The sequence below is a fragment of the Streptomyces sp. NPDC046727 genome (assembly GCF_040645635.1).
GTDB lineage: Bacteria > Actinomycetota > Actinomycetes > Streptomycetales > Streptomycetaceae > Streptomyces.
Genome location: NZ_JBEYYR010000037.1, coordinates 16,687 through 36,965, shown reverse-complemented (window position 1 = coordinate 36,965; position 20,279 = coordinate 16,687). Strand labels below are relative to the sequence as shown.

The 20,279-nt window shown below is 71.5% G+C and carries 19 protein-coding genes and 2 tRNA genes; 10 read left to right on the top strand and 11 right to left on the bottom strand.

What is annotated here, in order from left to right; all coding sequences use genetic code 11:
• Positions 1-17: 17 nt before the first annotated feature.
• Together ABZ937_RS33865 and ABZ937_RS33860 are read right to left on the bottom strand one after the other, a co-directional pair.
• A complete protein-coding gene (locus ABZ937_RS33865; protein WP_361697526.1) occupies positions 18-539 on the bottom strand; it encodes an NUDIX hydrolase in 522 nt (173 codons plus the stop codon).
• A complete protein-coding gene (locus tag ABZ937_RS33860; RefSeq protein ID WP_361697524.1) occupies positions 536-1,969 on the bottom strand; it encodes a zinc-dependent metalloprotease in 1,434 nt (477 codons plus the stop codon). The genes ABZ937_RS33865 and ABZ937_RS33860 overlap by 4 nt, the downstream gene beginning before the upstream one ends.
• Positions 1,970-2,161: 192 nt before the next feature.
• On the opposite strand from ABZ937_RS33860, the gene ABZ937_RS33855 reads away from it, so the two are divergent.
• The 4 genes from ABZ937_RS33855 (at position 2,162) to ABZ937_RS33840 (ending at position 5,318) form a co-directional block, all read left to right on the top strand.
• Positions 2,162-3,274 (top strand): SDR family oxidoreductase, encoded by a 1,113-nt coding sequence (locus ABZ937_RS33855; protein WP_361697522.1) that lies wholly within the window; start codon positions 2,162-2,164, stop codon positions 3,272-3,274.
• 122 nt (positions 3,275-3,396) lie between these two features.
• The gene (locus ABZ937_RS33850) at positions 3,397-3,858 is read left to right on the top strand and encodes a molybdenum cofactor biosynthesis protein MoaE (protein ID WP_361697520.1); all 462 of its coding nucleotides are present in this window, start codon (positions 3,397-3,399) and stop codon (positions 3,856-3,858) included.
• 138 nt (positions 3,859-3,996) lie between these two features.
• Positions 3,997-4,170 (top strand): hypothetical protein, encoded by a 174-nt coding sequence (locus tag ABZ937_RS33845; protein WP_361697518.1) that lies wholly within the window; start codon positions 3,997-3,999, stop codon positions 4,168-4,170.
• Positions 4,171-4,220: 50 nt separating this feature from the next.
• Positions 4,221-5,318 (top strand): PDZ domain-containing protein, encoded by a 1,098-nt coding sequence (locus ABZ937_RS33840; RefSeq protein WP_361697516.1) that lies wholly within the window; start codon positions 4,221-4,223, stop codon positions 5,316-5,318.
• Positions 5,319-5,392: 74 nt separating this feature from the next.
• Here ABZ937_RS33840 and ABZ937_RS33835 read toward each other — a convergent pair whose 3' ends face one another.
• The gene (locus ABZ937_RS33835; RefSeq protein WP_361697514.1) at positions 5,393-5,935 is read right to left on the bottom strand and encodes a PPA1309 family protein; all 543 of its coding nucleotides are present in this window, start codon (positions 5,933-5,935) and stop codon (positions 5,393-5,395) included.
• 164 nt (positions 5,936-6,099) lie between these two features.
• Here ABZ937_RS33835 and ABZ937_RS33830 point away from each other — a divergent pair, with 164 nt between their 5' ends.
• The 4 genes from ABZ937_RS33830 (at position 6,100) to ABZ937_RS33815 (ending at position 11,260) form a co-directional block, all read left to right on the top strand.
• Positions 6,100-8,985 (top strand): UPF0182 family protein, encoded by a 2,886-nt coding sequence (locus ABZ937_RS33830; protein WP_361697615.1) that lies wholly within the window; start codon positions 6,100-6,102, stop codon positions 8,983-8,985.
• Between the two features lie 42 nt (positions 8,986-9,027).
• Positions 9,028-9,101: transfer RNA gene (locus tag ABZ937_RS33825), tRNA-Met, on the top strand.
• 205 nt (positions 9,102-9,306) lie between these two features.
• The gene (locus tag ABZ937_RS33820; protein ID WP_361697512.1) at positions 9,307-11,118 is read left to right on the top strand and encodes a sel1 repeat family protein; all 1,812 of its coding nucleotides are present in this window, start codon (positions 9,307-9,309) and stop codon (positions 11,116-11,118) included.
• A 68-nt stretch (positions 11,119-11,186) separates the two neighbouring features.
• Positions 11,187-11,260: transfer RNA gene (locus ABZ937_RS33815), tRNA-Met, on the top strand.
• 108 nt (positions 11,261-11,368) lie between these two features.
• Here ABZ937_RS33815 and ABZ937_RS33810 read toward each other — a convergent pair.
• The gene (locus ABZ937_RS33810) at positions 11,369-11,785 is read right to left on the bottom strand and encodes a Fur family transcriptional regulator (RefSeq protein WP_361697510.1); all 417 of its coding nucleotides are present in this window, start codon (positions 11,783-11,785) and stop codon (positions 11,369-11,371) included.
• 145 nt (positions 11,786-11,930) lie between these two features.
• Between ABZ937_RS33810 and ABZ937_RS33805 the strand changes: the two genes are divergently transcribed.
• Positions 11,931-13,382, top strand: coding sequence for a catalase (locus ABZ937_RS33805; protein WP_361697508.1), 1,452 nt, complete (start codon positions 11,931-11,933; stop codon positions 13,380-13,382).
• Between the two features lie 113 nt (positions 13,383-13,495).
• Here the strand turns inward: ABZ937_RS33805 and ABZ937_RS33800 are convergent, their stop codons facing one another.
• A complete protein-coding gene (locus ABZ937_RS33800; protein ID WP_361697507.1) occupies positions 13,496-13,891 on the bottom strand; it encodes a CBS domain-containing protein in 396 nt (131 codons plus the stop codon).
• A 146-nt stretch (positions 13,892-14,037) separates the two neighbouring features.
• Positions 14,038-14,838: a histidinol-phosphatase gene (gene hisN, locus ABZ937_RS33795; RefSeq protein WP_361697505.1), complete on the bottom strand. Its 801-nt coding sequence runs from the start codon at positions 14,836-14,838 to the stop codon at positions 14,038-14,040.
• 171 nt (positions 14,839-15,009) lie between these two features.
• On the opposite strand from hisN, the gene ABZ937_RS33790 reads away from it, so the two are divergent.
• Complete coding sequence (locus tag ABZ937_RS33790) at positions 15,010-15,615, top strand: helix-turn-helix domain-containing protein (protein ID WP_361697503.1); 606 nt, start codon at positions 15,010-15,012, stop codon at positions 15,613-15,615.
• A gap of 70 nt (positions 15,616-15,685) precedes the next feature.
• Here the strand turns inward: ABZ937_RS33790 and ABZ937_RS33785 are convergent, their stop codons facing one another.
• The 5 genes from ABZ937_RS33785 to ABZ937_RS33765 form a co-directional block, all read right to left on the bottom strand.
• Complete coding sequence (locus ABZ937_RS33785; protein WP_361697501.1) at positions 15,686-16,285, bottom strand: hypothetical protein; 600 nt, start codon at positions 16,283-16,285, stop codon at positions 15,686-15,688.
• 8 nt (positions 16,286-16,293) lie between these two features.
• Positions 16,294-16,617, bottom strand: coding sequence for a multidrug efflux SMR transporter (locus ABZ937_RS33780; protein ID WP_361697499.1), 324 nt, complete (start codon positions 16,615-16,617; stop codon positions 16,294-16,296).
• A gap of 85 nt (positions 16,618-16,702) precedes the next feature.
• Positions 16,703-17,713: a ribosome small subunit-dependent GTPase A gene (gene rsgA / locus ABZ937_RS33775; RefSeq protein ID WP_361697497.1), complete on the bottom strand. Its 1,011-nt coding sequence runs from the start codon at positions 17,711-17,713 to the stop codon at positions 16,703-16,705.
• An 11-nt stretch (positions 17,714-17,724) separates the two neighbouring features.
• The gene (gene aroA / locus ABZ937_RS33770; RefSeq protein WP_361697495.1) at positions 17,725-19,041 is read right to left on the bottom strand and encodes a 3-phosphoshikimate 1-carboxyvinyltransferase; all 1,317 of its coding nucleotides are present in this window, start codon (positions 19,039-19,041) and stop codon (positions 17,725-17,727) included.
• An 81-nt stretch (positions 19,042-19,122) separates the two neighbouring features.
• Positions 19,123-19,845 (bottom strand): M50 family metallopeptidase, encoded by a 723-nt coding sequence (locus ABZ937_RS33765; RefSeq protein WP_361697493.1) that lies wholly within the window; start codon positions 19,843-19,845, stop codon positions 19,123-19,125.
• Positions 19,846-20,279 lie beyond the last annotated feature (434 nt).

Below are 20,279 nucleotides of genomic sequence, written 5' to 3'. Positions count from 1 at the left end.
GGTCACCCCTTACCCGGTCAGAGCCTGGCGCGGGTCGCGTCCAGCAGGCGAACGACCGACTCGTCGGCCACGCCCGCCACCTCGTCGTACGCGTACCAGCGCAGGTCGAGCGACTCGTCGCTGATCTCCTGCACCGCCCCGGGCGGGGCCAGGACCGCGTACTGGACGTCGAGGTGCCAGTGGCACGGCGCCGGGAGCGGATGCCGGTCCAGCCGCACCGGGCCGCCGGGCAGCAGCGTCAGCCCGGAGATCCCGGACTCCTCGGTCGCCTCGCGCAGGGCCGCCGCCTGAAGCGTGGGGTCGCCCGGCTCGCAGTGGCCGCCCATCTGGAGCCACATCCGCAGCTTCCGGTGCAGCGTGAGCAGGACCCGGCCGTGCTCCGGGTCGATCACCAGGGCACTGGCCGTGAGATGGCCCGCGGGGCAGGCCTTCCACATGCCGTCCGGGTGGGCCGCCAGATGGTCCAGGTAGGCCTGGCGCAGTTCCGCCTGGCCCTCGTACCCCTTCAGGACGAGGACCGCGTCGTCGTACAGGCTCACTCGGTGCCGTCGCCCTCGGCCTCGTCGTCCTTCTTGCGCAGATCCGGCTTGCCGTCCGCCGCCTCGCCGAGCATCTTGTCCAGCTCGGAGAAGTCCATGTGCTCGCGGTGGACGAAACCGTCCGGATCGTCCAGGTCGGTCGCGGTCGGCAGCATGTCCGGGTGGGCCCACAGGCCGTCCCGGCCGTCGACCCCGCGCGCGTCCGTGAGCGAGGCCCACAGACGGGAGGCGTCGCGCAGCCGGCGCGGGCGCAGCTCCAGGCCGATCAGCGTGGCGAACGTCTGCTCCGCCGGGCCACCGGTCGCACGCCGGCGGCGCAGCGTCTCGCGCAGCGCGTCCGCGGACGCCAGGCGCGGCTTCGCGGCGGCGTGGACCACCGCGTCCACCCAGCCCTCCACGAGCGCCAGAGCGGTCTCCAGACGGGCCAGCGCGGCCTTCTGCTCGGGCGTGTCCTCCGGCTGGAACATGCCCTGCTGGAGCGCGTCCTGCAGCTGCTCCGGGTTCTGCGGGTCGAACTGGCCGACCACGTCCTCCAGCTTGGCCGTGTCGACCTTGATCCCGCGCGCGTAGCCGTCGACCGCGCCGAACAGGTGCGAGCGCAGCCACGGCACGTGCGCGAACAGGCGCTGGTGGGCGGCCTCGCGCAGCGCCAGGTAGAGCCGCACCTCGTCCTGGGGCACGCTCAGGTCCTTGCCGAACGCCTCCACGTTGGCCGGGAGCAGCGCGGCCCTGCCGGCCGGGCCCAGCGGCAGGCCGATGTCGGTGGAGCCGACGACCTCGCCCGCGAGCACGCCCACGGCCTGCCCGATCTGCGTGCCGAACATGGCGCCGCCCATCGAACGCATCATGCCGATCAGCGGGCCCGCCATGGCCTGCATCTCCTCCGGCAGCACGTCGCCCATGGCCGCGCCGACCCGCTCGGCGACCGGGTCGACCAGCTCCTGCCAGGCGGGCAGGGTCGCCTCGACCCACTCCGCGCGCGACCAGGCCACCGCCGTACCGGAGCCCGACGGCAGGGACGTCACGTCGTCCAGCCACAGGTCGGCCAGGCGGACGGCGTCCTCCACCGCCTTGCGCTCGGCCGGGCCGACGCTGGCGTCCTTGGTGCCGTCCGGGGTGCCCTGGGCGACCGTCTGGCGGGCGATCTGCTTGGCCATGTCCCAGTTCACCGGACCGCCCTCGTACGAGAGCATCTGGCCCAGCTGCTGGAACGCCGCGCCCAGGTCGGTGGGGTTCAGGGAACCGAACATGGCCGCGAGCGGGTTGTCGGCGCCGGGGCCGCCAAAGCCGCCGGCTCCGGGCAGGCCGCCGAAACCGAACGGATTGGCCGGTCCCTGCCCACCACCGCTCTGCTGGTCCTTCTTCTTGCCCTCGTCGCCGTCCTCCGGCTCCTCCGGCGGAAGGCCGAAACCGAATGGGGTGTTACTCACAGGATTCCTCGGCTGGTAAGGCCACCGGTTTCGCTCCGGCGGCGCGGCTGCCCGACAACACCACCCAGCGTAGACACCCCGACCCGATCGGGCCTCGGTGCTTCGCCCGCGGAGGGCCTGCGGCAGGATGGATGCACCTGGTACGTACGCGTCACTCGCGCCCGTACTGAAGACAACCGCTGGAGACGCCCGGTGAGTTCCCCAGATCCGCAGGTTCGCGCAGCGCGAAACCCCTCAACCTCTCCCGCCGCGCGCGGGCCCGTCGTCGCGGTGACCGGCGCCGCCACCGGGGTCGGTGCCCTGCTCACCGAGCGGCTGGCCGCGTCCGAGGAGATCAAACAGGTCGTCGCCCTCGACGAGCGGCGCGGCGAGTGCGCCGACGCGCAGTGGCACATCCTCGACGTCCGCGACCCCGCGATCGCGGACAAGCTGCGGGGCGTCGACGTGGTCGTCCACCTCGCGCTCGACCTTGATCTGGAGACCGACCCCGCGGCGCGCACCGCTTACAACGTCCGGGGGACCCAGACCGTCCTGACCGCCGCCGCGGCGGCCGGGGTGCACCGGGTGGTGCTGTGCACCTCCGCGATGGTCTACGGCGCCCTGCCGGACAACGAGCTGCCCCTCTCGGAGGACGCCGAGCTGCGCGCCACCGCCGAGGCCACCGGGGTCGGGGACCTGCTGGAGATCGAGAGGCTGGCGCGGCGCGCGCCCCGGGCGCATCCCGGGCTGAACGTCACCGTGGTGCGGCCCGCCGTACTCGTGGGCGGCACGGACACCGCGCTGACCAGGTACTTCGAGTCGCCACGGCTGCTTGTCGTGGCCGGGTCGAGGCCCGCGTGGCAGTTCTGCCACGTCGAGGACCTGTGCAGCGCCCTGGAGTACGCCGTGCTGGAGAAGGTCGACGGGGAGCTGGCCGTCGGCTGCGACGGGTGGCTGGAGCAGGAGGAGGTCGAGGAGCTGAGCGGGATCCGGCGGATGGAGCTGCCGTCGGCGGTCGCGCTCGGCGCGGCGGCCCGGCTGCACCGGATCGGGCTCACTCCGTCCCCGGCCGGGGACCTGGCGTACACGATGTACCCCTGGGTGGTCAGCGGGAGCCGGCTACACGATGCCGGGTGGCGGGCGAAGTGGACCAACGAGGACGTGCTGGCCGAGCTGCTGGAGGAGGTCTCCGGCAGGCACACGGTGGCCGGGCGGCGGCTGGGGCGGAAGGACGCGACGGCGGCCGGTGCGGCGGGCGCGACCGTGGCTCTGCTGGGCGCGGCGGCCGTCGTACGGCGGGCCCGGAAGGCCAGGCGGCGCGTCTGAGGCGCCCTGCGCGCCCGCCCGCGCCGGCGAGGTGTCTCTGTAGAAGACTCCAAAACGCCCCGCGCGCGTGACGGGTGAAACTCGTATTCCGCGTTGTCCGGGGCGTGCGGCACGATGGGGGTATGGCTGACACGAACGAGCACCCCGGTGAGCAGGCGGCTCAGGATCCCATCAAGCTGATCGGCATCCGGGAGACCGCGCTCTCCGTGGACGAGGTGTTCCGGGCCGTCGGGGACGACGCGGCCGGGGGCATCGCGCTGTTCGTGGGGACCGTGCGGAACCACGACGAGGGCGCCGACGTGGACGCGCTCGGGTATTCCTGCCACCCCAGTGCCGAGGCCGAGATGCGGCGCATCGCCGAGAAGGTCGTCGCCGACTTCCCCGTGCGGGCGCTGGCCGCCGTGCACCGGGTGGGGGACCTCCGGGTCGGTGATCTCGCGGTCGTCGTCGCCGTGGCCTGCCCGCACCGCGCGGAGGCCTTCGACGCCTGCCGCAAGCTGATCGACGACCTCAAGCACGAGGTGCCGATCTGGAAGCACCAGAAGTTCTCCGACGGCACCGACGAATGGGTCGGCGCCTGCTGATCCCGGCCGGCCGCACCGCACCATGGGGCGCGTTCGGCCAACCGTGTCCCTCCGGTTGCGTAACCGGCACCCTCGCGTGAGCGTTGTCCGTGCGGATGGTTAATCTGCTGATCAGTCAATGGCGCGCGGGAGGTCGGCATGGGGGTGCTTGTCTGGCTGCTGATCCCGCTGGTGGCCGCGATCGGCGGCGGACTGTGGGGCAGTTGGGCCAACCGGACCCGGAAGGCCCGCGGTGACGGGCCCGAGCTGGACGGATACGCCCGTTTCCGGGAGGCCATGGAGAAGTCCCGCTCGGGTGCGCGCGGCGCGTGACGGGGGTGCCCTGACGGTGCGCTGACAGTGGCGTCCCGTACTGTCGAGACATGCCACGCCGCACCGCGACGATGCTCGCCTCGACCCTGATGCTGATCGCGCTCCTGTGCGCGGGAGTGCTCATCCCCGTGCCGTACTCGGAGATGTCCCCCGGCCCGACCGTGAACACGCTCGGGGAGCACGACGGCGAACCGGTGCTGCAGATCTCCGGGCGCAAGACATACCCGGCGGACGGCCATCTGAACATGACCACGGTCCGGGTCACCAGCGCCGACTACCGGATGAACATCGTCGAGGCCGTCTACGGCTGGCTGGCGCACGACAGCAAGATCGTCCCGCACGACACGCTCTACCCGGACGGCAAGACGGAGGAGCAGTCCACCCAGGAGAACGCCGAGGAGTTCAGCCAGTCCCAGGAGAGCGCCAAGGTCGCCGCCCTGAAGGAGCTGGGCATCCCGGTGCGGTCCTGGGTGATCGTCTCCACGGTCGTGAAGGGCTCCCCGGCCGAGGGCCGGCTGCACGCCGGTGACGTGATCAAGGCCGTCGACGGCACGGCGGTCAAGCAGCCCGCCGACGTCTCCAAGCTGGTGACCGAGCACAAGCCCGGCCAGGACGTCGTCTTCACGGTAATCCCCGCCAAGGACCAGGCCGCCGCCGAGAAGGCCCACAAGACGGCGACCAGGACGCAGGACATCACGATCAGGACCACGACCTCCGACGACAGCGGAGCCAAGCGGGCCATCGTCGGCATCTCCGCCGGGACCGACCACACGTTCCCGTTCACCATCGACATCAAGCTCGCCGACGTCGGCGGGCCCAGCGCCGGCCTGATGTTCGCGCTCGGCATCTACGACAAGCTCACCCCGGGCGACCTCACCGGCGGCACGTTCGTCGCGGGCACCGGCACCATCGACGACAAGGGCACGGTCGGCCCGATCGGCGGCATCGAGATGAAGACCGTCGGCGCGCGCAACAAGGGCGCCCGGTACTTCCTGACACCCGCCGACAACTGCGCGGCAGCCGCCAAGGACACCCCGGACGGGCTCACCCTGGTCAAGGTCGGGACCATCGGCGACGCACTCGGCGCGCTGAAGGACATCCGCAGCGGGGACACCGCCGCCCTGCCGAAGTGCACCACCAAGGGCTGAGCGGGCCGTGACACGGCTGGGGGCGCTCCCTGACGAGCAGAGGCGCCCCCATCGCCGTACCGCGGCGGACGGGATCAGTCCGCGAACGTCGCCGCCAGCGCCTCCGCCAGGCCCGGCACCAGGTCGGGGCCGGTCAGGACCTCCGTCGGGGAGTCCTTCTCGCGCAGCCGCACCGCCGACTCGCGACTGCCGTCACGCAGCACGGCCACCGTCATACGGACCTCCTGGCGCTCGGGATGCTGCGCCACCCACTTCGCCAGCCTGGCCCCGTCCAGGCCGGAGGGGACCTGGGCCTCGGCGGACGGCGGCAGCATCAGGCGCTCCACCGTGAGCGCGCAGCCGACGACCGCGCCGGGCCATGCGATGGTGCCGAGGAACTCGTCCAGCGGCTTGCCGGACGGGACCTCGTCCTGCTCGATCGGGGTGAGGCCGACGGTCTCGGACTCGTCCTCAAGGCCCAGCTGAGCCGCGAGCGAAGGTTCCTGAGCCCGCAACTGTGCGGTGTCTACGAGGGCGAAGAGGCGAGCGGGCTGGTCCCAGCCGAGGCCGGAGACGTACTCGTCGATCTCGAGTACGGCCCGGGTGAGCGGGCTCGCTGCCATGGGAGTGTTGGACATGGTCACAATCCTGCCTCGTTCCCGGCCGGAATCGGGAACCGAGTAAACCGTGAGTAAGTTGCATAAGTGTGGGCCCGCGATCACGGGGGGCCACGGCGGGCCCGCGAACCCGAGGGTCTGACGGATCGACAGCGAACTTCGAGGTGCGCACCTTGGCTTTCCAGATGCCGGACCGCGGCGGAGGCCCGACGGGGCCACGGATCAGAGCGGGCCGCCCGTCCCGGAGGGTCCGGGCCCTGCTCGTGACCCTGGGCGTCCTTGCCGTTCTCGGCATGGCGTTCACCATGTTCGCCGGCTTCTGGACGGACTGGCTGTGGTACCGGTCGGTGCACTACTCGTCCGTGTTCACCACCACCCTGTCGACCAAGATCGGGCTGTTCTTCGTCTTCGGCCTGCTGATGGCGCTCGCGGTGGGGTTCAACATCTGGCTCGCGCACCGGCTGCGGCCCCCGCTCAGCGCCATGTCCATGGAGCAGCAGAGCCTCGACCGCTACCGCATGGGCATCGCGCCGTACAAGAAGTGGCTGCTGCTCGCGGTCACCTCGCTGGTCGGGCTGATCGCGGGCGCCTCGGCGTCGAGCCAGTGGCGGACCTGGCTGATGTGGGTGAACGGCGTGCCCTTCCACCAGAAGGACCCGCAGTTCCATCTGGACGTCTCCTTCTACGCCTTCGACCTGCCCTGGTACCGGTTCCTGCTGGGCTTCGGCTTCGCCGCCGCCATCCTGTGCCTGATCGCCGCCGCGCTCACCCACTACCTGTACGGCGGGCTGCGCGTCACCAGCCCCGGTGCGCGGGCGACGGCCGCCGCGACCGGACACCTTTCGGTGCTGCTCGGCATCTTCGTCGCGCTGAAGGCGGTCGCCTACTGGCTCGACCGGTACGGCCTCGCCGTCAAGTCCAGCGACTTCAAGGCGACCGGCAACTGGACGGGCCTGCGCTACGTCGACGCCAACGCCTACCTGCCGGCCAAGACGATCCTGTTCTGCATCGCCGTCATCTGCGCGCTGCTGTTCTTCGCCACCCTGTGGCGGCGCACCTGGCAGCTTCCGGTCATCGGCTTCGGCCTGATGGTCCTGTCGGCGATCCTGATCGGCGGCCTGTACCCGGCCATCGTGCAGAAGTTCCAGGTCCAGCCGAACGAGCAGGCCAAGGAAGCGCCGTACGTCCAGAAGAACCTGAAGGCGACCCGCGAGGCGTACGGCATCGACGACGCCAAGGTCACCGAGTACGCGGGCAAGTCGACGACCTCGGACAAGACCGAGCTGCGCAGCGACGCGAACGACGCGGCGAGCATCCGGATCATGGACCCGAACATCGTCTCGCCGACGTTCCAGCAGCTCCAGCAGATGAAGAACTACTACGGCTTCCCGACCAACCTGGACGTCGACCGGTACCCCACCAAGGACGCCAAGGACCAGGACACGGTCATCGGGCTGCGCGAGCTGAACCTGGACGGCGTCCCGAAGAACAACTGGATCAACGACCACTTCCGCTACACGCACGGCTACGGCGTGGTCGCCGCCAAGGGCACCGAGGCGAACGACGGCGAGCCCGTCTTCACCGAGTACGACCTGCCGTCCCGGGGTGACCTCGGCACGTACCAGCAGCGGATCTACTACGGCGAGAAGACCGACACCTACTCGATCGTCGGCGGTCCCCAGAAGGAGATCGACTACTCCGACAACGACGGTGAGAAGACCACCAGCTACCGGGGCAAGAGCGGGGTCAACCTCGACAACCCCGTCAACCGGGCCGCGTACGCGGTGGCGTTCAACGAGCCGCAGATCCTCTACTCCGGCGCGATCGGCAAGGGTTCGCGGATCCTGTACAACCGCACGCCCAAGGAGCGCGTGGAGGCGGTCGCCCCCTGGCTGACCATCGACGGCGACGCCTACCCGGCGGTCGTGGGCCACCGCATCCAGTGGATCGTCGACGCGTACACGACCACCAACGGCTATCCGTACTCGTCCCGTACGACCCTCGGTGACACCACGGCCGACTCGCTGACCGCGACGAACAACTCGCGCGCGGTGGTGGCCCAGCAGAACCAGGTCAACTACATCCGCAACTCGGTGAAGGCGACCGTCGACGCGTACACCGGCGAGGTCAAGCTCTACGAGTGGGACACCAAGGACCCGGTGCTGAAGACCTGGATGAAGGCGTTCCCCGGCACGGTGGAGCCGAGGAGCGCGATCTCCGACGACCTGATGGCCCATCTGCGCTATCCGCAGGACCTGTTCAAGGTGCAGCGCGAGCTGCTCACCCGCTACCACGTGACGGACGCCGAGACCTTCCTCACGGGCAGCGAGGTGTGGCAGGTGCCGGACGACCCGACCAACAAGTCGGGCAACGCGGTGCCGCCGTACTACCTGAGCATGAAGATGCCGGACCAGACGCAGCAGGCGTTCTCGCTGTCGACGACGTTCACGCCCAACGGGCGGGACAACCTCAGCGCCTACATGACCGTCGACGCCGAGGCCGGCACCGGCGACTACGGCAAGATCAGAATCCTGAAACTGCCGACCAGCACGACGGTCGACGGACCCAAACAGGTACAGAGCAAGTTCAACTCCGAACAGGACATCGCCGCCGCGATCAAACTCCTCAAGGGCGGCGACTCCGACATCGAGTACGGCAATCTGCTGACCGTGCCACTGGACGGCGGACTGCTGTACGTGGAGCCCGTCTACGTACGCGGCGGTGGACTGAAGTACCCCCTGCTGCGCAAGGTGTTGGTCACCTACGAGGGCAGGACGGCGTTCGAGAACACGCTCGGCGAGGCGCTCGACAAGGTCTTCGGCACGAAGAGTCCGACGACCACCACGCCACCGGACACCGGCACCACCAAACCGCCCAGCACCAGCAGTCCGACGGTCAAGCAGGCGCTGCAGGACGCCCAGAAGGCCTTCGAGGCCGGGCAGCAGGCGCTGAAGGACGGGCCCGACTGGGACGCGTACGCCAAGGCGCAGAAGGACCTGCGGGACGCGCTGAAGCGGGCCGAGGAGGCACAGTCCAAGGCCGACAGGACGAGCGGGAAGAACAAGAGTTGATCAAGGCCCCCGCCGCGCCGTGGTACGGTTGACGTGCAACGGCGCGGGGTGGAGCAGCTCGGTAGCTCGCTGGGCTCATAACCCAGAGGTCGCAGGTTCAAATCCTGTCCCCGCTACTGAAGTCGAAGGCCCGGATCCAACAGGGATCCGGGCCTTCGTGGTGTGCGAACTCATGTGCTGGAAGGGGGGATGGCCGCGCCGCCGTGGGGAGTTGGGCGCTGTGTGTTTGACTTGTCTCCCTGTGGGCATGTCGACAAAACGCTGAAGTGACCTCACGGGCTGCGGTATACCGGGTGTACCCAGGTTGCAGGTGGTGCGACGATGGACGTTATGGGGGACAAGGCAACTCTGTTCGAGTCAGGGCGATTTGTGCAGCCTTTCGGTACGGAGCCGGCCCGCGACGACATGGTGGAGATGGGGGACGCCGACGAGGAGACACGCCTCGCGCTGGCCGCGCAGAGCGGCGACGCGGAGGCGGCGAGCGTCCTCGGAGCCATGCGGCTGCGCCGCGGCGACCTCGACGGAGCCGAAGCCCATCTGCGGGCCGCCACCGCGGCCGGTGACCGGGCCGCCGCCAACAACCTGGGCGTCCTGCTGCACCAGCGCGGCTACCCCGAGGAGGCGGCCGGCTGGTGGCGGATCGCCGCCGTGGCCGGTTCCGCCGCCGCCGCGCACGCCCTCGGCCGCTACCACCGCGAGCGCGGGGACGAGCCCGCCGCCGAGTACTGGCTGCGCCAGTCCGCCGAGCAGGGCCATGCCCTCGGCGCCTACGCGCTCGCCGACCTGCTGGAGCACCGCGGGGACGTCGGCGCCGAGCACTGGATGCGGGCCGCCGCCGAGCGCGGCCACCGCGAGGCCGCCTACCGGCTGGCCCGCGCGCTCGACCGTACGGCGGGACCCGCGGACGAGACCGGCGCTGACAACGCTGTCCCCGAGGCCGAGCAGTGGTACCGGCAGGCCGCCGCGCGCGGTCACCGGCGGGCCGCGCTGCACCTCGGGGCGATCCTGGAGAGGCGCGGGGAGCTGAAGGAGGCCGGGCGCTGGTACCTGACCTCCGCCAAGGACGGCGAGCCGCGGGCCGCCTGCGCGCTCGGCTTCCTGCTGCGCGACGCCGGCGACACCGAGAGTGCGGCCGTGTGGTGGCTGCGCGCCGCCCAGGACGGCGACGGCAACGCGGCCAACGCGCTGGGCGCGCTGCACGCCGAGCGCGGCGAGACCCAGACCGCCGAGCGCTGGTACCGGGCCGCGCTGGACGCCGGCGACGACAACGGCGCCTACAACCTCGGGCTGCTCTGCGCCGAGCAGGGCCGGACCGCGCAGGCCGAGCAGTGGTACCGGCGGGCCGCCTACGCCGGGCACCGGGAGGCCGCGAACGCGCTGGCCATCCTGCTGCTCCAGGGCGGCGACACGACCGGGGCCGAGCCGTGGTTCTCCAAGGCCGCCGAGGCCGGCAGCGTGGACGCCGCGTTCAACCTCGGCATCCTGTACGCCGGACGCGGCGCGGAGGAGATGGCGCTGCGCTGGTACGAGCGGGCGGCTGCCGCCGGGCACGCCGAGGCCGCGCTGCAGGTCGGGATCGCCCGGCTGCGCGACGGCGACGAGTCGCAGGCCGAACGGCATCTGCGCTGCGCGGCGGGCGCCGGCAGCGCGGAGGGCGCGTACCGGCTGGCCGCCCTGCTCGACGCACGCCGGCCGCCGGAGCCCGCGCACGAGCTGGGGGAGATCGTGCAGGAGAAGACCGAGTGCGAGGAGTGGTACGAGCGTGCCGCCACCCAGGGGCACCGGCGGGCGCAGGTGCGGGTCGGGATGCTCGCGGCGGCCCGGGGTGACGTGCTGGAGGCGGCCCGGTGGTACCGGGCGGCGGCCGAGGCCGGGTCACGCAACGGCGCGTTCAATCTGGGGCTGCTGCTCGCCCGCGAGGGGAGCGAGCCGGAGGCCGCGGTGTGGTGGGCCCGGGCAGCGGATGCCGGGCACGGACGGGCGGCGCTCCGGCTGGCCCTCGTCTACGCGCGTCGCGGCGAGCTGGCGGAGGGGCAGCGCTGGGCCGACAGGGCGGTGGCGCTGGGGCCGGCGGCGGTGTCCGAGCGGGCGGGGCGGTTGCGGGACGCCTTGCGGGAGGAACTGTCGGCGTGACCCTCGCCACCTCGCCCCCAACTGATTTGCATCCCGACACCGGGCTCGCGTAATGTCGTGTTCACCGACGCGGGGTGGAGCAGCTCGGTAGCTCGCTGGGCTCATAACCCAGAGGTCGCAGGTTCAAATCCTGTCCCCGCTACTGAAGGCCGAGGGCCGGAATCCAGAGATGGATTCCGGCCCTCGGTGTTTGTGTGCACCTGTGCGAAGAGCCCCGGCGGATGCCGGGGCTCTTCGGAAGCGTGAGGAGCTACGCGCTCGCGCAGTTCGGGCACAACCCCCGGTACGTCACCTCGACGTCCGACACCGTGAAGCCGAAGCGCTCGGAGTCGGGGAGGTCGGCGAGGGGGTTGCCGGTCGGGTGGACGTCACGGATCGCGCCGCAGCGGGCGCAGACCAGGTGATGGTGCGGCCGGTGCGCGTTCGGGTCGTACCGCTTGGCGCGTTTGTCCGTGGAGACTTCCAGCACCTCGCCGAGCGAGACCAGCTCGCCCAGCGTGTTGTAGACGGTCGCCCGGGAGATCTCGGGCAGCTTGGCGACGGCCCGCGCATGGACCTCGTCGGCCGTCAGATGCACGTGCTCGCCGTTCAGGACCTCGGCCACCACGCGTCGCTGCGCGGTCATCCGCCATCCGCGTCCGCGCAGCCGTTCCAGAAGGTCGCTCATGACCACCAGCCTAACAGGAAGAGCTCCCAGGTTGGGAATAGGTGTGACTTTGGATCGGCGTTTGACTTAGACAATGTCCATTGTAGGATCGGGACTGGCTTTGGCCACAGGACAGGACTAGTCAGTGATGACGCAGGAGGCGCACGTGACGCAGGGACCGCTCACCACGGAGGCCGGTGCTCCGGTCGCCGACAACCAGAACAGCGAGACGGCGGGCGTCGGCGGGCCGGTCCTGGTCCAGGACCAGCTGCTGCTGGAGAAGCTCGCCCACTTCAACCGGGAGCGCATCCCGGAGCGGGTGGTGCACGCGCGCGGCGCCGGCGCGTACGGCACCTTCACCGTGACCGCCGATGTCACGCCGTACACGCGTGCCGCGTTCCTCTCCGAGGTCGGCAAGCAGACCGAGGTCTTCCTGCGTTTCTCGACCGTGGCCGGCAACCTCGGCGCGGCCGACGCCGTCCGGGACCCGCGCGGCTTCGCGCTGAAGTTCTACACCGAGGAGGGCAACTACGACCTCGTCGGCAACAACACCCCGGTCTTCTTCATCCGGGACGCGATCAAGTTCCCGGACTTCATCCACACCCAGAAGCGCGACCCGTACACCGGCAGCCAGGAGGCGGACAACGTCTGGGACTTCTGGGGTCTGTCACCGGAGGCCACGCACCAGGTGACCTGGCTGTTCGGTGACCGCGGCATCCCGGCGTCGTACCGGCACATGGACGGCTTCGGCTCGCACACCTTCCAGTGGAACAACGAGGCGGGCGAGGTCTTCTGGGTCAAGTACCACTTCAAGACCGACCAGGGGATCAAGAACCTCACCGCCGAGGAGGCCGGGGTTCTCGCGGGCCAGGACCCCGACTCGCACCAGCGCGACCTGCGCGAGGCGATCGAGCGCGGCGAGTTCCCGAGCTGGACCGTGGGCGTGCAGATCATGCCGGCGGCGGACGCGGCGACGTACCGCTTCAACCCGTTCGACCTGACCAAGGTGTGGCCGCACGCGGACTACCCGGTCATCGAGATCGGCAGGCTGGAGCTGAACCGCAACCCGCGGAACATCTTCGCCGAGGTCGAGCAGTCGATCTTCTCCCCGGCACACTTCGTGCCCGGCATCGGTCCGTCCCCGGACAAGATGCTCCAGGGCCGGCTCTTCGCGTACGGCGACGCGCACCGCTACCGCGTCGGCATCAACGCCGACCACCTGCCGGTGAACCGTCCGCACGCCACCGAGGCGCGCACCCACTCCCGTGACGGCTTCCTCTACGACGGCCGGCACGGCGGCGCGAAGAACTACGAGCCGAACAGCTTCGGCGGGCCCGCCCAGACGGACCGCCCGCTGTGGCGGTCCACCGCCGTCAGCGGGGGTACGGGCAACCACCCGACCCCCGTGCACGCCGAGGACGACGACTTCGTGCAGGCCAGCAACCTCTACCGGCTGATGTCGGAGGAGGAGAAGGAGCGGCTGGTCGCCAACCTGGCCGGCTCCCTCGCCCAGGTCTCCCGCGAGGACATCGCCGAGCGCGCCATCGCCAACTTCCGTAACGCCGACGCCGACTTCGGCAAGCGGCTGGAGGCGGCGGTGCAGGCGCTGCGCGGCTGAGGCCGGCCGCCGTCGCGGCTGGGCGGGCCGGATCCCACGGTGCTCTGGGGTCCGGCCCGCTTCGTGTGCCCGGGGTGCGGGGGGCGTGCGCTCAGGGCACGGGGTCCATGGGCTCAGGGCACGGGTGTGGGTTCGCGGGCCGGGAGCCAGCAGCGGATGATGTCGCGGACCGAGACGATCCCGGCCACCTCGCCGCGGTCGAGCACGACCAGGTGCCGGAAGCCGCCGTGCGTCATGGCGCGGGCCGCCTGGTCCAGGGTCCAGGTCGGGGCGGCGAAGACGACCTCGGTGGTGGTGTGGGCGTGAGTGCGTTCCGTGTCCGGGTTCTGGCCCAGGCCCACGGAGTTGAGGATGTCGCGTTCGGTGAGAATGCCGATGCCGCCGGCGTCCGGGTCCAGGACGACGGCGGCGCCGACGCGGCGGGCGGACATCAGGGTGGCTGCCTGACGGAGGGTGTGGGCGGGGCCGAGGGTGAGGATCACCGTGCTCATGGCGTCACGGACGAGCATGGATGGGCCACCTCCTAGGAATCCCTGGACACTTCAGGGATTCACAAGTGCACAAGTGGGGGTGGGCTCAGAGTGCCAGGTAAAGAGGGAGTCAACAAGGGGGCGCGCGGCGCCAGTTGAGGGCGTACCGGGAGTACTCCCGTGTCTCACCGGCGCGGGTCGAGATACCCCAGCAGCTCGTCGTGGAGCAGACCGTTGGACGCCGCCGCGTTGCCGCTGTGCGGGCCCGGGCGGCCGTCGAGGCCGGTGAACGTGCCGCCCGCCTCGGTGACGATGATCGCGTTGGCGGCCATGTCCCACAGGGACAGCTCCGGCTCGGCGCAGATGTCGACGGACCCCTCCGCGACCATCATGTACGGCCAGAAGTCGCCGTACGCGCGCGTGCGCCACACCTGGCGGGTGAGGTCGAGGAAGCCGTTCAGGCGGCCCTGCTCCTCCCAGCCGGAGAGCGAGGAGTAGGCGAAGGACGCGTCCGCGAGCTCGCCGACACGGGAGACATGGATGCGGGACGCGGAGGTGAGGTTGCGGCCGGTGAAGGCGCCGTGGCCCTTCGCTGCCCACCAACGGCGGCCGAGCGCGGGGGCGGAGACGAGGCCGACGACGGGCTGGTAGCCCCCCTCGGCCGCCTCCGTCAGGGAGATGAGGGTGGCCCACACCGGGACACCGCGGACGTAGTTCTTGGTGCCGTCGATCGGGTCGATCACCCAGCGGCGGGGGCCGCTGCCCTCGATGCCGTACTCCTCGCCGAGGACGGCGTCCCTCGGGCGGGCGCGCTGGAGCTGGCCGCGGATCAGTTCTTCCGCCGCCTTGTCCGCTTCGCTCACCGGGGTCATGTCCGGCTTCGTCTCCACCTTCAGGTCGAGAGCCTTGAAGCGCTCCATGGTCGCGGCATCGGCCGCGTCCGCGAGTACGTGGGCGAGGCGGAGGTCGTCGAGGTAGTCCGGCATGTGAGGAACGGTATCCGGCGTCGTCGGTACGGGGCTACTCGGGGACGGGGGTGTCGGGTGCCGTCCCCTGGCCGGCTGTCCGTGGCCGGGTACGGCCGGCGCGAACCCTTGACAGTGCATACGTGTGCGTCAAACCTGGGCGCAGAGTCGCTGTGGCCCAGGGAGGCGAGGATGCCTGCTGCCCGGGAGTCGTTGTTGGACGCCGCTTATACGGCGCTCGCGCGCCGGCCGTGGTCCGCGGTGCGGATGGTCGACGTCGCCGCGTCGGCCGGGGTGTCCCGGCAGACCCTGTACAACGAGTTCGGCAGCAAGGACGGTCTGGCCCGGGCGCTGGTGCGGCGGGAGGCCGACGGATACCTCGCCGGTGTCGAACGGGCCCTCACCGGCCCGGCCGAGGCGCGGGACCGGCTGACCGCCACCGCCGAGTGGACGGCCGCCCTCGCCCGGGACAACGCGCTGGTCCGGGCCATGCTGACCGGCTGCTGGACCGAGCGGCTGCCGACCCCGCCGCTCACCGCCGTACCCTCCACCTCCACGGTGCCGGCGCAGCGCCGGGCGGACGGGCCGCTGCCGGCGCCCCGCGACTTCGTACGGATCGTCCGGGACCGCGCGGTCACCGTGCTGGCCGGTCCCGGCGCCGCCCCGTCCGACACCGCCGAACTGCTCCGCTCCTGCGAACTGGTCGTCCGCCTCGCCCTGTCCTGCGTGGCGGCGCCGCCGGGGGAGGGCGGGATGGAGGAGCTGGTGCGGGCGGTGCTCCCGAGGCATCTGGTGTGAGAGCCGCCGACGGTCCGGTCGCCGCCTGCCAACTCCCCGAAGCACGGCCGGTCTTGTGACGCGGCCCGGCTCAGTACGGGCTGTCCCGGTAGTACCGGGCCCGGTACGGCCGGGGACGGTCGCCTCGCTCGTGGGCCGCGTCGGACCGGTCGGCGGGAGCGGACCGTGCCGACAGCGCACGCAGCCGTTCCAGTCCGGCCAGCACCTCGGCCCGATGGCCGGACTCCTTCATCCATCGCGGCAGTCGCGGGAACATCGCCCTCGTGCGGCCGGTGCCCCCCTCTCGCAACGTGGCGGCGACATAGGCGGCCAGCGCCTCGACGTGCTCCTCGTTGTACGCCCACAGGACGCGGCTCGCACAGCGCGTCTGCAACCACAGGGGCCGCCGGAAGAACGGGTCCTCGGTTCCGCCGAGCTGTGCCGCGACCAGCCCGCCGCCCCGCCCGTCCGCCTGCCACCCGGCGCTCGCGCCGCACCCTGGGCAGACGAGCCGTCGGGGCCGGACGAGCAGCTCGCTGACGTACGTGAGCGGAGGAAGACCGGGGCGCGGGACCACGTCCGCCCGGCCGCCGCAGCGGGGGCAGACCACCAGGACGCGGCCTGCGAACCGGGGCAGCCACTCGCCACGGTCGAGGTGCCGGGCCGGACCGGTGCTCTCTTCGCGGGCCACGCGGACGCCTAGTGTGCCGATCCCGACAGCTGCAGCCCGATCACGCCGATGATGACCAGGCTGATCGAGACGATCTTCAGGGTGGAGACCAGGTCGCCGAGGAACACCATGCCGTAGATCGCGGTGCCCGCCGCGCCGATCCCGGTCCACACGGCGTAGGCGGGGCCGACGTCCAGCTTCTTCAGGGACAGGGTCAGCAGGCCGAAGCTGCCCAGGGCGAACGTCGCGAAGGCTATCGTCGGCCACAAGCGGGTGAACCCGTGCGAGAGCTTGAGGCACACGGCGAAGCCGGTCTCCAGAATCCCGGCCACTATGACCAGCAGCCACGCCATGTGCGGTCCTCCCGTTGGGTCCGGATCTCCGGCTCGGTGCGATTATGCACTTACCGGACTCACGTACGGGCAAACAACGCCAGGCTCAGTCGCCTTCCTTGCGTTCCCTCGTGGACAGCAGCCGGCGCAGGGAGTAGAGCCGGGCCGGGTCCGCGTGACCTTCCTCCACCCACGCGTCCAGCGCGCAGTCCGGCTCGTCGTGACTGCACGCGCGCGGGCAGCCCTCCGTGCCGGGTTCGAGGTCCGGGAAGGCGTGGATCACCCGGGACGGGTCGATGTGCGCGAGCCCGAAGGAACGGACGCCCGGGGTGTCGACGACCCAGCCCTCCGCACCCGTCAGGGGGAGCGCCAGGGCGGACGTCGTGGTGTGGCGGCCGCGGCCCGTCACCACGTTGACGTGTCCCGTCAAACGGCGCCTGTCCTCCGGCACCAGCGCGTTGACCAGGGTCGTCTTGCCGACGCCCGAGTGGCCCACGAACGCGGTGATCTTGCCGTCCAGGTGCGCGCGCACCCGGTCCGCCGCGTCCCCGTTCTCCAGCTCCTCCCGGCTGGTGACGACGTACGGGATGTCCAGGGCGCCGTACAGCTCCAGCAGCTTGTCCGGCGGGGCCAGGTCCGACTTCGTCATCACCAGCAGCGGCTCCAGACCGCCGTCGTAGGCCGCGACCAGGCAGCGGTCGATGAGGCGGGGGCGGGGCTCCGGGTCGGCGAGGGCCGTGACGATGGCCAGTTGGTCGGCGTTGGCGACGACCACCCGCTCGTAGGGGTCGTCGTCATCGGCGGTACGGCGCAGCAGCGACGACCGCTCCTCGATGCGGACGATCCGCGCGAGGGTGTCCTTCGTGCCGGACAGATCGCCGACCAGGGCCACCCGGTCACCCACCACGGCAGCCTTGCGGCCCAGTTCGCGGGCCTTCATCGCCACCACGGCCCGGTCCTCGACCAGGCAGGTCAGGCGGCCCCGGTCGACGGTGAGGACCATGCCCTCGGCCGCGTCCTCGTGCTTGGGCCGGATGTTCGTCCGCGGCCGGTTGCCCTTGCGGTTGGGACGGCTGCGGATGTCGTCCTCGTCGGTGTGCTTGCCGTAACGGCGCATGACGTACGTCCCTACTGCCCGAGCATCCCGGTCCACAGCTCGGGGAAGTCCGGCAGGGTCTTCGCCGTCGTCGCCACGTTCTCGATCCGCACGCCCGGCACGGCCAGGCCGATGATCGCACCGGCGGTCGCCATGCGGTGGTCCTCATAGGTGTGGAAGGTCCCGCCGTGCAGCGCACGCGGGCGGATGTGCAGGCCGTCGGCCGTCTCCGTGACGTCACCGCCCAGCTCGTTGATCTCCTTGGTGAGCGCGGCCAGCCGGTCCGTCTCGTGCAGCCGCAGATGGGCGACGCCACGGAGGGTCGAGGGGGAGTCCGCGAGGGCGGCGACCGCCGCGATGCCCGGGGTCAGCTCGCCCACGTCGCCCAGGTCCACGTCGATGCCGTGGATCACCCCCGAACCCGTGAACACCAGCCCGTAATCGGTGAGTTCGCAGGTGCCGCCCATCTCGGTGAAGATCTCCCGCAGCCGGTCCCCCGGCTGCGTGGTGCGGGTCGGCCAGTCCGGGATCAGCACCTTGCCGCCGGTCACCAGGGCCGCCGCCAGGAACGGCTGCGCGTTGGACAGGTCCGGCTCGATCGTCAGGTCCCGGCCGAGCAGCGCGCCCGGCGTCACCCGCCACACGTTCGGCTCGCCGCCCGACTCCGGGGTGTCCACCTGGGCGCCGACCGCGCGCAGCATGTCCACCGTCATCCGGATGTGCGGCATCGAGGGCAGCGAGGCGCCGGTGTGCCGGACCTCGACACCCTGGTTGAAGCGCGGGCCGGACAGCAGCAGCGCCGACACGAACTGGGACGACGAGGAGGCGTCGATCGACACCGGGCCGCCGTCCAGCGCCCCGCCGCCGTGCACGGTCAGCGGCAGCGCGCCCCGGCCGTCGTCGTCGATCCGGGCGCCGAGCGCGCGCAGCGCGTCGATCACGCCGTGCAGGGGACGCTCGTACGACCGCGGGTCCCCGTCGAACCGGATCGGACCGTCGGCCAGCGCGGCCACCGGCGGCAGGAACCGCATCACCGTGCCCGCGTTGCCGACGTCGACCGTGGCCGGGCCTCGCAGCCCCGTGGGCAGCACCCGCCAGGCCTCGCCGGTGCCGTCGGGGCCGACGCCTTCCTCGATCTCCACGCCCATGGCCCTGAGGGCCCCCGCCATCAGCAGGGTGTCCCGGGACCGCAGCGGGCGGCGCAGCCAGCCGGGCTCGGAGGCCAGGGCGGCGAGGACCAGGGCACGGTTGGTGACCGACTTGGACCCCGGCACGTGGACCGTCGCGTCGACGGCCCCGCTCGCGTGCGGGGCGGGCCAGAGGGCGGGGGAGGAGCTGTTCGCGGCCATGGGGCCACTTTATAAGGAGGGCCGCGGGGTCGTTTTCCGTCCGCGGCCGAGTGGGGGTCGCTCGCGCCCGCGCGGGGCGCGTCAGCCCTCCAGCAGCCAGCGGCCCCCGCCGATCAGCGAGCACAGCGACACCGCGTGGAACAGGAACAGCCACAGCCCCGCCGGTACGTGCGTCAGCCGCGACAACTGGTCCGCGTCCGAGTCCCCGGCCCCTCCCCGCGACCGCTTGGCCTGCAGCTCGAACGGCGGCCGGACCCCGCCGAACAGCAGGAACCACACCACCGCGTACGCGAACGCCGCCTGCACCTGCGGCCCCGCCAGCCACGACACCAGCAGGAACGCCCCGCCCGCGAGGACCACGGTCAGCACGCCGTACGCGTTGCGGATCATCACCAGCATCGCCAACAGCAGCGCGGTGGCCACCCACAGCAGCAGCGTGATGCGGCCGGCGGCCAGCAGCGCGGCCCCGCCGAGGCCCAGCAGCGAGGGCGCGGTGTAGCCCGCGGCGGCCGTCAGGATCATGCCCACCCCGTACGGCTTGCCCCGGCTCACGGTGAGCCCGCTGGTGTCGGAGTGCAGCCGGATACCGGTGAGCTGCCGGCCGGTGAGCAGGGCGATCAGCCCGTGGCCGCCCTCGTGCGCGATGGTGACCGCGTTGCGGGATATCCGCCACACCGGGTGCGGGACGACCACGGCGAGCGCCGCCCCCAGGGCGGCCAGCACCACCCACAGATCGGGATCGGGCTGGATCCCGGTGAGCCGGTCCCAGAGGTCGGGCAGCGCGAGGGCGGCGAGGCTGTCCATATGGCCGAGTGGCTCCCTGTGGTCGTGATCAATAGGGGTCGGCGCGTAGCGCCGTCGTTGAGGGGTGGTGGCCGGGTGACGGGTGGGCCTGGCAGTGTGGCACGTATGTGCGGACGGTATCTGAGACGCCGACGCGACAGCGATCGTTCCTGGCGGCAAACGTGCAGGTCGGATGCTCGCCGCAGCGTTCCGTGGCAGCGGGACCGCGTGCTCGCGGTGCGCTCGGACGCCCACGGTCCCGCTGCCGGAGGTGCTCGCCGTCGTGCACCGCTCTGGACTCGGGCGCACCGCTCCCCACTCGGCAGGCCTGCGAGGTGCCGGCCGGCCTCACGGGCCTCGGGACGACCCCGCGTCACTCGAGCACCGGAGTGCCGTGGAGCGCTTGCCGCGCGATAATCGGCAGAGGACACTTCCAGGCATCCATTCCCGGAGCC

What these genes read in the sequence shown, in the direction of transcription:
- ABZ937_RS33850 (WP_361697520.1), top strand. Translation starts at nt 3,397, where the DNA reads ATGGCTGACACGAACGAGCACCCCGGTGAGCAGGCGGCTCAGGATCCC.
- ABZ937_RS33845 (WP_361697518.1), top strand. Translation starts at nt 3,997, where the DNA reads ATGGGGGTGCTTGTCTGGCTGCTGATCCCGCTGGTGGCCGCGATCGGC.
- ABZ937_RS33840 (WP_361697516.1), top strand. Translation starts at nt 4,221, where the DNA reads ATGCCACGCCGCACCGCGACGATGCTCGCCTCGACCCTGATGCTGATC.
- ABZ937_RS33835 (WP_361697514.1), bottom strand. Translation starts at nt 5,935, where the DNA reads ATGTCCAACACTCCCATGGCAGCGAGCCCGCTCACCCGGGCCGTACTC.
- ABZ937_RS33830 (WP_361697615.1), top strand. Translation starts at nt 6,100, where the DNA reads ATGCCGGACCGCGGCGGAGGCCCGACGGGGCCACGGATCAGAGCGGGC.
- ABZ937_RS33820 (WP_361697512.1), top strand. Translation starts at nt 9,307, where the DNA reads ATGGACGTTATGGGGGACAAGGCAACTCTGTTCGAGTCAGGGCGATTT.
- ABZ937_RS33810 (WP_361697510.1), bottom strand. Translation starts at nt 11,785, where the DNA reads ATGAGCGACCTTCTGGAACGGCTGCGCGGACGCGGATGGCGGATGACC.
- ABZ937_RS33800 (WP_361697507.1), bottom strand. Translation starts at nt 13,891, where the DNA reads ATGCTCGTCCGTGACGCCATGAGCACGGTGATCCTCACCCTCGGCCCC.
- hisN (WP_361697505.1), bottom strand. Translation starts at nt 14,838, where the DNA reads ATGCCGGACTACCTCGACGACCTCCGCCTCGCCCACGTACTCGCGGAC.
- ABZ937_RS33790 (WP_361697503.1), top strand. Translation starts at nt 15,010, where the DNA reads ATGCCTGCTGCCCGGGAGTCGTTGTTGGACGCCGCTTATACGGCGCTC.
- ABZ937_RS33780 (WP_361697499.1), bottom strand. Translation starts at nt 16,617, where the DNA reads ATGGCGTGGCTGCTGGTCATAGTGGCCGGGATTCTGGAGACCGGCTTC.
- rsgA (WP_361697497.1), bottom strand. Translation starts at nt 17,713, where the DNA reads ATGCGCCGTTACGGCAAGCACACCGACGAGGACGACATCCGCAGCCGT.
- aroA (WP_361697495.1), bottom strand. Translation starts at nt 19,041, where the DNA reads ATGGCCGCGAACAGCTCCTCCCCCGCCCTCTGGCCCGCCCCGCACGCG.
- ABZ937_RS33765 (WP_361697493.1), bottom strand. Translation starts at nt 19,845, where the DNA reads ATGGACAGCCTCGCCGCCCTCGCGCTGCCCGACCTCTGGGACCGGCTC.